General features: G+C 62.2%; 11 protein-coding genes. 10 read left to right on the plus strand and 1 reads right to left on the minus strand.

Annotated features, from left to right (window positions below):
* The first annotated feature begins 88 nt into the window (after nt 1-88).
* From HV744_RS31865 to HV744_RS31905, 10 genes are all read left to right on the plus strand, one after another.
* Nucleotides 89-2,245, plus strand: a complete 2,157-nt coding sequence (locus HV744_RS31865) for a hybrid sensor histidine kinase/response regulator (protein WP_175153301.1) — start codon at nt 89-91, stop codon at nt 2,243-2,245.
* The gene (locus tag HV744_RS31870; RefSeq protein ID WP_175153302.1) at nt 2,242-3,873 is read left to right on the plus strand and encodes a response regulator; all 1,632 of its coding nucleotides are present in this window, start codon (nt 2,242-2,244) and stop codon (nt 3,871-3,873) included. The genes HV744_RS31865 and HV744_RS31870 overlap by 4 nt, the downstream gene beginning before the upstream one ends.
* On the plus strand, nt 3,870-4,502 hold the full coding sequence (locus tag HV744_RS31875) for a response regulator (RefSeq protein ID WP_175153303.1): 633 nt from the start codon (nt 3,870-3,872) through the stop codon (nt 4,500-4,502). The genes HV744_RS31870 and HV744_RS31875 overlap by 4 nt, the downstream gene beginning before the upstream one ends.
* A gap of 335 nt (nt 4,503-4,837) precedes the next feature.
* The gene (locus HV744_RS31880; RefSeq protein ID WP_343056489.1) at nt 4,838-5,554 is read left to right on the plus strand and encodes a hypothetical protein; all 717 of its coding nucleotides are present in this window, start codon (nt 4,838-4,840) and stop codon (nt 5,552-5,554) included.
* A gap of 54 nt (nt 5,555-5,608) precedes the next feature.
* The gene (locus HV744_RS38125; RefSeq protein ID WP_281363687.1) at nt 5,609-5,743 is read left to right on the plus strand and encodes a hypothetical protein; all 135 of its coding nucleotides are present in this window, start codon (nt 5,609-5,611) and stop codon (nt 5,741-5,743) included.
* Between the two features lie 323 nt (nt 5,744-6,066).
* Nucleotides 6,067-7,170 (plus strand): AI-2E family transporter, encoded by a 1,104-nt coding sequence (locus HV744_RS31885; protein ID WP_175153305.1) that lies wholly within the window; start codon nt 6,067-6,069, stop codon nt 7,168-7,170.
* Between the two features lie 28 nt (nt 7,171-7,198).
* The gene (locus HV744_RS31890) at nt 7,199-8,737 is read left to right on the plus strand and encodes a TolC family protein (protein ID WP_175153327.1); all 1,539 of its coding nucleotides are present in this window, start codon (nt 7,199-7,201) and stop codon (nt 8,735-8,737) included.
* Nucleotides 8,734-9,861, plus strand: coding sequence for an HlyD family secretion protein (locus HV744_RS31895; protein ID WP_175153306.1), 1,128 nt, complete (start codon nt 8,734-8,736; stop codon nt 9,859-9,861). Before HV744_RS31890 ends, HV744_RS31895 begins: the two co-directional genes overlap by 4 nt.
* A gap of 5 nt (nt 9,862-9,866) precedes the next feature.
* Complete coding sequence (locus HV744_RS31900; RefSeq protein WP_175153307.1) at nt 9,867-10,880, plus strand: DUF2955 domain-containing protein; 1,014 nt, start codon at nt 9,867-9,869, stop codon at nt 10,878-10,880.
* An 85-nt stretch (nt 10,881-10,965) separates the two neighbouring features.
* Nucleotides 10,966-11,346 (plus strand): potassium channel family protein, encoded by a 381-nt coding sequence (locus HV744_RS31905; RefSeq protein WP_175153308.1) that lies wholly within the window; start codon nt 10,966-10,968, stop codon nt 11,344-11,346.
* A gap of 134 nt (nt 11,347-11,480) precedes the next feature.
* Here the strand turns inward: HV744_RS31905 and phaC are convergent, their stop codons facing one another.
* A complete protein-coding gene (gene phaC, locus HV744_RS31910; protein ID WP_175153309.1) occupies nt 11,481-13,223 on the minus strand; it encodes a class I poly(R)-hydroxyalkanoic acid synthase in 1,743 nt (580 codons plus the stop codon).
* Between the last annotated feature and the right edge of the window lie 2 nt (nt 13,224-13,225).

Here is a 13,225-nt window from a genome sequence, read left to right on the forward strand (position 1 = left end):
GTCAGACCTTTGAAGTAAGCGTGATAGACCGGCATTGGACATCGAGTGCAGAATAGGATGATTAAAGCTGCGGCACTCGTGGGGCGATATGACTCTCGACAGGTTGGGCGTATGGTTGAGCGGGGTCCGTCGCGTGCGGGGCAGCATGGTGCTGCGCCTGCTGGCGACGGTGCTCGCGTTCAGCTGTGTGATCACGGTGACCCTGACGGCGTTCCAGCTCTATCGCGACTACGAACTCGGCCTTGAGCAGATCCAGAACCGGCTGACCGATATCGACCGCAGCTATCGCGACAGTCTCGGCGAAGCGCTGTGGCGCCTCGATGAGCCGCAACTCAAGCTCGAGCTCGACGGCATGCTGCGCCTCGCCGATATTGGTGCCGCGGAGGTTCGGGAGTCGGAGCGGGCCGCTACGCCACTGGTCGTGAAAGCGGGGCAACGCATGCCGAGCATGACAGTGGTAAGGGAGTTTCCGCTCATCTATCACGTGCAGGGCCATGAACAGCGGATCGGCACGCTGTACGTCCAGGCGACGCTCCGCAATCTCTATCACGACCTCAAGCGGACCGCGTTGGTGATTCTGGTGAGCCAGGCCGCCAACACGTTTCTCGCCGCGCTCTTCACGTTCTACATTTTTTCGCGGCTCGTCACGCGGCACCTTGCGACGATCGCGCGAATCGTCGGTGACTACGATTTTCACGAGCCCCAGCGTCCCTTCCGTCTGCAGCGCACGCCGCCCAAAGAGCCGGATGAACTCGACCGGGTGGTCACGGCGTTTAACGCAATGGGCACGCGACTGCATCGCGCCTATCTCGACGAACGCGAGGCGCACACCGAGCGTGAAGCCCGGCGCGTGGCCGAAGCAGCGAACCGGGCGAAGGGCGAATTCCTCGCGAATCTGAGCCACGAGCTGCGCACGCCGCTCAATGGCATTCTCGGCTACGCGCAGATTTTGCGGCGCGACAGCACGCTGGATGATCGTCAGCGCGACGGCGTGGCCGTCATTCAGCAGAGCGGCGAACACCTCCTGACGCTGATCGACGAAACGCTCGACTTCGCGAAGATCGAGGCGGGCAAGCTGCGCATCGAGATCACCGAAGTGCCGCTGGCGGGTCTTGTCGATACTATTGGCGAGATCATCGGCGTGAAGGCGGAGCAGCGGCTTCTCGCATTGCAGTGCTCAATTGCGGCCGACGCGCCGGGCGGTGTGCTTGCCGATGAACGGCGTTTGCGCCAGGTGCTGCTCAACCTGCTGTCGAATGCAGTGAAGTTCACGGATGAAGGCAGCATCAGCCTGCATATCAGGCGCAGCGCACATGGCGCGGTTCGCTTCGAGGTGCATGACACGGGGATCGGCATTCGCCCTGACCAGCACGACACGATTTTCAATCCGTTCGAACAGGGTGGCGGTAAGGAGCGGCGTGCGGGAGGCACCGGGCTTGGCCTCGCGATCAGCCGGCAGTTCGTCCGTGCGATGGGAGGCGAGGTTCACGTCGAGAGCGAGGTGGGCAAAGGCAGTCTCTTCTGGTTCGAGCTGCCGCCGGCGCTCGCGGAGTTGCCGGTCGCGCGTGTAGTGCGGCCGGTGTCGATCGTCTCGGGTTACGAAGGCCCGCGCCGGAAGGTGCTCGTGATCGACGACGTGCGGGTCAACCGGACTGTTGTCGTCGAACTCCTTGAGCGGATTGGCTTCGACACCGTCGAGGCAGAGAGCGGCCATGATGGTCTCGCGCGGATGCAGCACGAACGCCCGGACCTGATTCTCACCGATATCGTGATGCGGGGAATCGACGGCATCGAGTTGACGCGGCGGATTCGCGCGATGCCCGCATTCGCCCAGTTGCCGATCATTGCGGTGTCGGCGAGTCCGTTCGGCGTGGACGGCGCGAAGAGTCTCGACGAAGGCGCGAACGCTTTCATATCGAAGCCGGTCGACTTCGACGCGTTGCTCGCGGAGATGGCGCCATTGCTCGGTCTCACCTGGACCTACGCGAACGGTCAGCGGGAGGTGCCGCCCGATCCGCTCGCGGGACCGGCCGTCGCGCTGTCGACAGAGGCGATGGACGAACTGCATCGCCTCGCCCGGGACGGCAACATGCACGGCATCACGCTGTGGGCCGAACGCATCGCCGCGACCGATCCGCCTCATGCGCCGTTCGCCACGCGGCTGCGCCAGCTTGCTAAAGCGTATCAGTCAAAGGCGATTCTCCAGTTGGTCGAGCATTATCTGCATGGGGACACGGCGTCATGAGCGAGCTTGACGCTCCCGTCGCTCCGCCCGGAACGATCCTGATCGTCGACGACACGCCGGCTAACCTCGGGGTGGTGATCGATAGTCTTGCGCAGCGCGGCATTCGCGTGCTGGTGGCGCTCGACGGCATCGAGGCGCTCGAACGCGCGGCTTTTTCGCAACCTGATCTGATCCTGCTCGACGTGAAGATGCCCGGGATCGACGGCTTCGAAACCTGCCGCCGGTTGAAGAGCAACGAGCGCACGCGCGATATCGCCGTGATTTTCATGACGTCACTGACCGGCAGCGAAGACAGGGTGGAAGGTTTTTCGGCCGGTGCGGTGGACTTTGTGAGCAAGCCATTGTGCGTCGAAGAAATGATGGCGCGGGTCGGCGCGCATCTCGCGCTGCGCACGATGCACAAGCAACTCGTCGCGCAGAACCGGCAACTGCTTGCCGAAGTGGCGGTTCGTAAGGACACCGAGACGGCCTTGTCGCAAGTGCGCGATGAGCTCGAGCGGCGCGTCGCTTTACGCACAGAGGAACTGGCGCGCGCCAACGCCAACCTGACCGCGCAAATCGACGAGCGGCGGCGCGCCGATGCGCGGCTGCTCGCGAGCGAGGCGCGCTTTCGCACGATCGTCGAAACGAGTCCGGTGCCGTTGTGCATTACGTCGATGCCGGGCGGACGCATTCTCTACACGAATGAACCGTTGCGCGAGCTCTTCGGCATCGAGATGCGCGAGGGCAGCGCCGCGAATATAGAAGACTTCTACGTCGATCCGCAAGTGCGCCACAGGCTGATTCGTCATCTGAAAACCGAGGGTAGCTTCAGCGATACCGAAGTCCAGTTCAAGCGGCCCGATGGCACGCTGTTCTGGGCCATAGCGACGGCGCGCGTCGCCACTTACGACGATTCGCCGGCCATCTACGTCGGCCTGAACGACATCACGGAGCGCAAGCGCATCGAGCAGCAGCTGTTCGAGTCGCGCGAGCAGCAGCGTGAATTGTCTGCGTATATGGAGTCGATTCGTGAGGAGGAGAGAAAGCGCATCGCGATGGAGATTCACGATGAGCTCGGGCAGTTGTTGACGGCGCTGAAAATGGATGTGTCGCTGCTCAAGATGCGTCTGACTCAGGACGCCGAGGCGATGAAGAAAGCCGACGACATGCGAGAACTGGTCGAAGGGACGATCTGGATGGTGCGCAATGTCGCGAGCCACCTGAGGCCAGCGGCACTGAACTTCGGCATCGTGTCCGCGCTCGAGTGGCTTGTTGAAGATTTCAACCGGCGCAATGCCATTGCGTGCCGGCTGTGCCTTGACGGTGGCGAGCCGACGCTGACCGATGCGCATGCAACCGCCGTGTTCCGCATCGTGCAGGCGTCCCTGACGAATGTGGCCCGTCACGCCCGTGCGACACGTGTCGACGTGACCTTGATCTCCGCTGCGGCGAAGCTCGAATTGCAGGTGCGCGACGACGGATGCGGATTCGATCTGGAGGCGGCGCGACGCGGTTATTCGTATGGCCTGCTAGGCATGAACGAGCGCGCGCGGCTCATCGGCGGATCGTTTTCCATCGACAGCAAACCGGGTGCCGGCACCACGGTTTCGATTCATATTCCGCGCAATGGCGCACTCCATCCATGATCAGAATCCTCATTGCCGACGATCACGCGATCGTGCGTGGCGGACTCAGGCAGATCGTCGCGACGACGAATGATATCGTCGTGGCGGCTGAAGCGGCTCAAGGCTCCGAAGTGGTCGACAAGCTGCGCGCGTGTCCCGTCGATCTGCTGTTGCTCGACATGACAATGCCAGGCATCAGCGGCGTCGATCTGATCCGGCGCGTGCGCGCCGAACTGCCTTCGTTGCCGGTGCTGGTGCTGAGCATTCACGACGAGGCGCAGGTGGCGTCACGTGCGTTGCGCGCCGGCGCGACTGGCTATCTGACGAAAGACAGCGACCCCGAAGTGCTGCTTGCGGCGATTCGCAAGATTGCCGATGGCGGGCGCTTCATTGATCCGAAGCTGGTCGACGCGATGGTCTTCGAAACGCATCGCGCCGATGTGCCGCCCCACGAAATTCTGTCGGACCGCGAGTTTCAGGTGTTGCAGATGCTGGCGGCCGGCAAGAGCATCAACGACATCGCCGACGCTTGTGCGCTCAGCGCGAAAACGATCAGCACCCACAAGATGCGACTCATGCAAAAGCTCGGTCTAGCGAACAACGCTGAGGTGATCCGCTATGCCCTCCGGCACGGTTTGATTATCGAGTAAGCGAGCGGCGCGCGCGCAAGCGCCTTTGCGGTACCGGTGGCGAGTTGTTGGCCTGTTGCTGCCGTTCCGTCAGCGGGTTTGTCCGAATTTATCGACCGGCTTGGCCAGTCGCACGATGTCAGGGCGCGCCAGTTCGCGCGGACCGATCGCATTACTTCAGTTTCGTCAATTCAGCCATGCAACGCAGGCGCTTTATCGTCGCGGCGGCGAGTGCCGCAGGCGCGGCGCTCGCCGCACGCGCCGCACCGTCGGAGCGTTTCGAAATCGTCTACCCGCGGATCCGGCCCGGCCGCGACGTGCATGCAGCGTTTGCACTCGCCACGCTGGATGCCGCGATGAAAGCCGCCAACGCCGACTACACGATCCGCCAGGTGGAGATTGTGATGGAGCGCACCAGGGCGCTCGCGGAACTCGCGTCCGGCACGATCATCAATTTGCATTGGACCAGCATTGAGGCGCAAGCCGAACGCGGGCTGAGCGTCGTCCACATTCCGATTCATCGAGGGTTGATCGGTTATCGGCTATTCCTGATCAGACGCGACCGGCAGCCTGATTTCGACAAGGTCGAGACACTCAAGGATCTACAGGCACTGACGAGCGTTCAGGGGCTCGGCTGGATCGACGCCGGGATCATGCGCAGTGCCGGCCTCAGCGTGCAGACGACGTCGAGTTACGAGACCGCGTTCAAGATGGTGGAGGGTGGGCGAGTGGACTATTTTCCGCGCGGGATGGTTGAAGCGTTCACTGAGCTTGACGCGCGCGGGCAGAGGGGTTCGGATCTCGTGGTGGAGAAGCGTTTGCTGCTGGTCTACCGCTCAGATTTCCTGTTCTATGTGGCTCCGACATATGATCGGCTGGCTGCGACGATCGCTCGAGGATTTGCTGCTGCCTATCGCGATGGTTCGTATATGAGGCTGTTCAATACCCATCCATATATCCAGGATGCGCTGAAGCGGACGCGTTCAAGTGAACGAAGGATCATCCGCCTGAATAACCCTTATTTGTCGGAAGAGGACAAGGCGATTCCAGAGTCATACTGGGCAAGGCTTTAGGCGGCATCGATTCTAATAGACGCCACCGCCGGGCAGGCAGTCGACGCAAATGAAATGCTATTTAATGAGGTATTCGCCCAGTTGCAGGCTGTCCAGTTGTGGTTCGAACGCTTTGGCCAGCATCAACCCGCTTCGCTGACCGCAGAATCAACCAATAGCCGCGCCATTGCTTTTTCAGCAGGCTTTTAATTTGACTTCACCTATATCTTGGGCCTGTTAGCGAATTGTTGTCCCTTTTTTCCAGCTATCCTAGACTCGGACTAGCGACCACCTGTTCGGCGGGAATTTCTTGCCGGTCCAGGACTGGCGGAAGCGCATTTCCAGCCGTCAAGGTTTCGATTCGGAACTGTGCATCGTCCACGCACAGTTTCTCGTAGTACTGGGTACTGGCAACGTTCTTGCCCCGCAAGCGCCGGCAACAGCGGCGTGGTCCAACTCGGGCCATCGCGGGCTACTAGCAAGTCTGGTTTGCCGTCGCGAGACTCTCGCGGCGACCTACGAGGAGACAACCGATGCTGACCACGCCGACCCCCCCGAGGGCGCTGTCCAGAGAGTTGCTCGACGCATTGATCCGCGCCGGACTGATTGCCGTTCTGGCTGTGCTCTGTTTTCGGATCTTCGTACCGTTCCTCAACCTGATGGTCTGGGCGTTGATCCTCGCGATCACGCTCTATCCGCTTCAAGCGAGGCTCCGAAGCAGATTCGCCAGTAAGGATGGCTTGATCGCCACACTGATCATCCTTGTCGCGTTTGCCGTCATCCTTGTGCCGACGTATCTGCTGGGCGTCGCCGTAGCCGACTCGATGGACCGTGCAGTGACAGTATTCCGGAGCGGCAGCTTCCGCATTCCGCCGCCTGCCGAATCGGTGACCCACTGGCCGCTGGTAGGTCAACGTGTGTATGACCTCTGGCAGCAAGCCTCTACCAACCTCGCCGGTCTCGCGCAGCGGTTCGCACCGCAAATCAAGGAGGCCGGCATCGCCTTGCTCGGCACGGTCACCGGCCTTGGAGCGGGGCTGCTGATCTTCTTCGTCGCGCTGATCGTCGCGGGTATTCTGATGGCTCACGGCGAGAAAGGCCACACCAGCGCGGTGCAGATCGCTTCGCGCATCTCCGGTCCTGAGAACGGTTTGCAGATTACCGATCTGTGCACCTCCACCATTCGCGCAGTGGCCCAAGGCGTGGTCGGTATTGCGTTCATCCAGATGTTGCTGATTGGTGTCGGGTTCATAGTCATGGATATTCCGGGCGCGGGCCTGCTCGCGCTCGCCGTGCTGCTGATCGGCATCATGCAGTTGCCCGCCACGCTGATCACGGTTCCCGTGATCATCTTCGTGATTGTGACGGAGGGCGTGAGCACGGGGACGATCATCTTCTCGGTCTATGTGTTCGTCGCGGGTCTGGCCGATAACGTGCTCAAGCCGTTGCTGCTGGGCCGTGGCGTCGCGGTGCCGATGCCCGTGGTGCTGATCGGCGCGCTCGGCGGCATGGTGACGGGCGGCGTCATTGGCCTGTTCATCGGACCCGTGATGCTTGCGGTCGGCTATCAGCTGTTCTGGCGATGGGTGAAAGACCAGCCGCAACCTGAACCTGTCTACGAAGAGAAGCAGCCTTGAGGCTGCGGGGCGCGACGTGTCGCCTTTAATGCGCCCATATGGGGTAGCGGGACTGCTTGGGGCAGGTTGCCTGAGCGGCTGCATGCTGGTGGGACCAGACTTTCATCCGCAGCACGAGGACTGGAGCGAGACCTGGACGAGCGCATCGATCGAGCTGGTTACGCAGCAGGGCTCGCAGCCTGACGTTCGGCAGTGGTGGCAGATTTTCTCTGACCAGAACCTCGAACGTCTGATCGCGCAAGCCGATGAGCGCAATGGCGACCTGAAAATCGCCGGTCTGCGCGTCATCGAGGCGCGCGCCCAATTGGGCATCGCGGTAGCAGGACGTTACCCTCAGGTGCAGCAGGCCAATGCCGATGTGCTCTATTCGGCGCGCAAACGCTCGGATGGATTCAACCCCCGGTCGGGCGGCTACTGGCAGTACGGCGTGAGCTTCAGCGTCGGCTGGGAACTGGATTTCTGGGGGCGTTTCAGCCGCGCAATCGAGTCGGCCGATGCCGCGTTTTTTGCGGCGCAAGCCAACCGCGACGACGCGTTGGTCCTGCTGCACGCGCAGGTCGCCACGACGTATTTCACTTTGCGCACGGCCGAGGCACGGCTGCGCATCGCACGCGAGAACGCCCAGTTGCAGGAGCGCAGCTATGAGATCACGCAACGGCTCTTCAAGAGCGGTGAAAGCGACGAACTGGATCTCCAGCAAGCGAAGACGCAGTATCTGGGCACGCTGAGCAGCATCCCCGATCTCGAGAGCCAGATCGTCCTCGCGCGTCATGCGCTGTCCGTGCTGATTGGCCGGCCGCCCGGCCCGTTGCCGGAGCTGGATGCGCAGCCGGACAAGGAAGGCGTGGTTCCGCTAGTGAGCCGCGCCGTGCTGCAGGACGTGCCCGCCAATCTGCTGCTGCGCCGCCCCGACGTTCGCGCCGCCGAGCTGCAGATGGCCTCGCAGTCCGCGCTCATCGGCGTGGCGAAAGCCGATCTGTACCCGTCCGTGTCGTTGCTGGGCTCTCTCGTCTGGAGCGCCAGTTCGCTCACGGGCGCGCCGAGCACACTCTCCTTCGCAGGCGGTCCGAGCATCACATGGAACCTGTTCGACCACGGCAAGATCACCAACAACGTGCGCGTGCAGGATGCCCGTCTGCAACAGCTGATCGTCGCCTACCAGGACACCGTGCGCGAGGCGGCGCGCGAGGCCGACGATGCGGCGACAGCGCTTGGCTCGGCGTTGCAGCGTGACAGTATCCTGCACGACGCGCAAGGCGCCGCGCGCCGTTCGCTCACGCTCGCCAATACGATCTATCGGGAAGGGTACTCGGACTTCCAGCGGGTTCTCGATGCGCAGCGCGCGCTGTTCGCCCAGCAGGATGCGTTCGTCGTCAATCGCAGCAACGCGGTGGCCAGTCTGATTGCTCTCTACAAGGCCGTCGGCGGAGGCTGGTACTCGGAACAGCCGCTGGTCGATCCGGCGACCCGCCAGCAGATGCAGCAACGCACCGACTGGGGCGACCTGCTGAACGAATTGAATGTGCCGTCTGCTACCGCCAGCCCGTCCGCAGGTCGGTCACGATGAGCGACACGTCCGAGCACTCCGCCGCCACGGCGCCCAATCCCCCCGCGCCCGCTGCCGACCCATCGCGCAAAGCGGTCAAGTGGGTCGTAGGCCTGATCGTCGTGAGCCTGATCTGGTATCTGCTCGCCGACCGCTTTACTCCCTATACGCAACAGGCGCGCATCCAGGCCTATGTCGTACCCGTCGCCGCGGAAGTATCGGGACGAGTGACCCGCGTCGTCGTGCACAACAACCAGGAGGTCAACGCAGGTGACGTGCTGTTCGAGGTCGATCGCGAGCAATACCGGATCGCCGCCGATCGCGCGCGCGCCGATCTCGAGTCGACGCGCCGGCAGATCGGCGCGAGCACGGCGGGCATCGATTCGGCGCTCGCATCGCTGCGGGCGGCAATCGCGAACGAGGTCAAGGCGCGGCAGGACAGCGAGCGCCTCGAAAGGCTTTACCGGGAAGATCAGGGCACCGTCTCGCTACGTCGTCTCGAAGTCGCGCGCGCGACTCATGAGCAGGCCGTCAGTCAGGTCGCCGCGGCCCGTGCCGAAGTGGAGCGTGCGAAAGAGCAGCAGGGTGGCGGCGATAAGGAGAATGCGCAGTTGCGCAGCGTCGCCGCTGCGCTGGAAAAGGCCGAACTCGATCTTGCGGATACCCGGATACGGGCGCGCTCGGCGGGCGTCATCACCGATCTGCGCACCGAAGTCGGCCAGTTCGCCGCGGCCGGCAACCCCGTCATGACGTTGATTGCGATCCACGATGTGTGGGTCAGCGCGGATATGACCGAGAACAACCTGGGCCACCTCCAGCCCGGCACGCCGGTCGCAATCGCGTTGGACGCGCTGCCGGGCGAAATATTCGAAGGGCGGATCCGCAGCATCGGATATGGCGTGAGCGTGGGCCAGAGCACGCCACCGGGAAGCCTGCCCACTGTGCAAAACAGCCGCGACTGGTTGCGCCCGGCTCAACGCTTCCCGGTGATTGTCGAATTTGCAAAGGGCGAGAGTGCGCGACTGCGCAACATTCGCGTGGGGGGGCAAGCCGAGGTGATGGCGTTTCCGAGTGTGGGTAATCCGCTCAATCCGCTCGGCCGCGTGTTCTTGCGCGTGATGAGCTGGACTTCATACCTTTACTGATGCGTATGCCGCACAAGTCCGAGCACCTAAGTCAACGTACGCTACGCGTGGGCGCCGGCACGGCGCTGTGCCTCGCAATCAGTTTTGCGCTGGAACTGCCGATTCCCGTGGTTGCGCCGGTGTTCGCCGTCTTTCTGCTCGCTACGCAGAACCAGCCGATATCGTTCAAGGCAGGACTGTTACTCGCGCTGGTGGTAGCGTTGACAACGGGAAGCGGCCTGGCAACTGTGCCGTTGCTTCGCTACTACCCGGCCGCCGGCGTGCTGCTGATTGGTCTGTGCCTCTTCATCGCCTTTCGCTTCGGATTGCGTGGCGGGAACAATCTGGTCGCGACTTTTCTGGTGGCCGGCCTGACGATGATCTCCGCAGCGGGCGTCGCTGATTTTCAACTGGCCATGACGGTCGTGGGCGCGCTGGTGAAGGGTCTTTTGCTTGCGGTACTGGTGTCGATATTCACTCATTGGGTCTTTCCCGAGCCTGTGAGCGAAAGGCCGCAGCCTGCCGGTCGCGTCATGCCGGATGACGCCGCTGCCCGCATTGCGCTGCGGGCCGCTCTGGTGGTCATGCCTGTCTGGCTGCTTGCCATGACTGATCCAGCCAGCTACATGCCGATCATCATGAAGTCCGTCAGCCTTGGTCGACAAAGCTGCACCACATCGGCTCGCGGCGCGGCGCGCGATCTGCTTGGGTCCACGCTGCTCGGGGGCCTGCTCGCAATCGTCTTCTGGTTTTCGCTCAGGCTATTTGTCAATATCTGGATGTTTTTTCTGTGGATGTTGCTGTTCGGATTGCTGGTGGGACGCAAGCTTCATCGGATCAGCCAGACGCGCTACTCGCCCGGGTTCTGGTTGAATACGCTCGTCACGATGATTATTCTGCTTGGGCAGTCGGTGCAGGATAGCGTGGCCGGAGAGGACGTGTATAGCGCGTTCGCGGTGCGTATGGGGTTATTTGTGGCCGTTACTGTCTACGCGTGTCTGATGCTGTGGCTTTTCGAGCAACGCAGTCGCGTGCCGTGACGCGACGCTACGGGACGACAGCGCGCGCAACATCCGCATCGGCGACGTGCTCAAGGGCTCAAGTCCATTCTGAGAGGTACCCGCGATGAAAAATGCCACGCGCGACGCGCGCGTCCCGCTGCGTGCTCGCGATTTTCTGGTGGAATTCGGCAGCACGCTCTGGTACTTGCGCGCGATCCTCGCCGCCCTCCTTGCGCTCTTTCTTCTATTGACGGTCGCAATGTACTACTTTGGTGGTCCCGTCGAGACCGTGAACCGAACGCCTTCGCCGCTGGGGCAAACCTTGTATTTCTGCGCGATTACCGCGTTGACCATCGGATACGGCGACGTGGTGCCCACCACGACGTTCGGCCGGATCGATGCGATATTACTTGGCGTGATCGGATTGCTGATCATCGGACTGATCACCGCCGCAGCCGTCCGGGGTGTCCAGGAGGCCGCGCACCGGTCTGGCGTTGCGCGTTAGCTTCGTCGTACCGCTCTGGAGAGAGATGCCTGTGTGCGATGCGCCTGGCGAAAGCTTCCAGAGCGGTGAAGCGGCTTGCGCCGCTTCACTCGATCGTCTGGACGTGCCAACCGCTGTGACGGCTGTGACGGGAATCAGTCAGCACGCACTTTCACATACCGGCCGGGCGCGGGTTCGATCGGCTTGTGTTTCGAACTGCCCAGCGTCGAGCGGGCTTTCACTTCGTCGCCTGCGTGCTGCTTGACCCAGACGATCCAGTGATTCCACCAGCTACCCGCCTGTTTCTCGGCGGATGCGTGCCACTCTTCTGCGTTACTGCCGGATGCACCGCCGGTCCAGTAACTGCGCTTGTTCTTCGACGCCGGATTGATGACGCCAGCGATATGGCCGCTTGCGCCCAGCACGAACTCGGTTCTACCGCCCAACAGATGCGTCGAGCGCCACGCGGACTGCCATGGAACGATGTGATCTTCTTCCGTTGCAAGCAGGTAGCTCGGCATATCGATGCGCCCGAGATCCACAGCGGTGCCGCACATGGTCAGCTTGCGCGGCACGCAGAGATTGTTCTCGAGATACATGTTGCGCAGATACCAGCTATACATCGGCCCGGGCAGGTTGGTCGTGTCCGCGTTCCAGTACAGCAGATCGAATGCGGCCGGTGTCTTGCCTTTCAGGTAGTTGTTCACGACGTTCGGCCAGATCAGGTCGTTGGCGCGCAGCGCCTGAAACACGAACCCGAGTTCACGCCCGGGATAGAGTCCCCCGCGGCCGATCGTCTGCTCGCGCATCGACACCCCCAGCTCGTCGATGAATACACCCAGATCGCCAGGTTCGCTGAAGTCGAGCAACGCCGTCAACAACGTCAGACTGGCCACCGACTCGTCGCCGTTGGCGCGCATCACGGCGAGCGCGGACGACAGCATCGTGCCGCCGACACACCAGCCCAGCGCGTTGACCTTGTCGGCGCGGCTGATGGCGCGTGCCACTTCGAGCGCCTTCATGACGCCCTGGTCGACGTAAGCATCCCAATCCGTATGCGCCATCGTTTCATCCGGATTGCGCCAGGAGACCAGGAACACCGTGAGCCCCTGTTCACAGGCGAAGCGCACGAACGAGTTGTCCGGCTGCAGGTCAAGAATGTAGAACTTGTTGATGCACGGCGGGACGATCACTAGCGGACGGTGTGCGACCGTCGGTGTGAGCGGCGCATACTGGATCAACTGGAACAGATCGTTTTCGAATACCACCGAGCCCTTGGATACCGCAACCGTACGGCCCACTTCAAACGCGCTTTGATCGGTGATTGAAATGCTGCCTTGCTTCATATCCTCCAGCAGATGCGTCAGGCCTGCCAGCAGACTGGTACCGTTCGATTCGACGGCCTGCCGGATCACTTCCGGATTGGTAGCGGCGATATTCGAAGGACTTGTCAGGTCGATGAACTGGCGCGTGTAAAAGCGCAGCTTGTGCTTTTCCTTGTCGTTGAGCGTGGCCGCTTCCACCACCTCTTCGAGCATCCTGGCGTTGATCAGGTAGTTCTGCTTCAGAAGGCTATGCCAGCCATTGCTGGACCAGTCTTGCGCGTGAAACCGCCGGTCGCCGCGCTCGGGCTCGGCCACTGACTTCGGGGCCGGCAGCGCGCCGATCGCGCCTGCAAAGGTGCTGCTCCAAAGCTCGGCTTGCTGTTGCCAGTAGTTGACGCTCGCTTGCATGACGGCGTTTCCCGCACCGGATGACACGCGCTCAATGACGTTGCCTTCTGCGTCGAGTACCGCATCGCCATGACCACCCGCTACCGGAAACGCTCGCAGGAAACTGAATCCGGCCTTGAGCCAGCCGGTCGCGAACTCATCCGGCATGCTAAATAGCATTTTCATGT

Source organism: Paraburkholderia ultramafica (genome assembly GCF_902859915.1).
In the GTDB taxonomy this organism is placed as follows: domain Bacteria; phylum Pseudomonadota; class Gammaproteobacteria; order Burkholderiales; family Burkholderiaceae; genus Paraburkholderia; species Paraburkholderia ultramafica.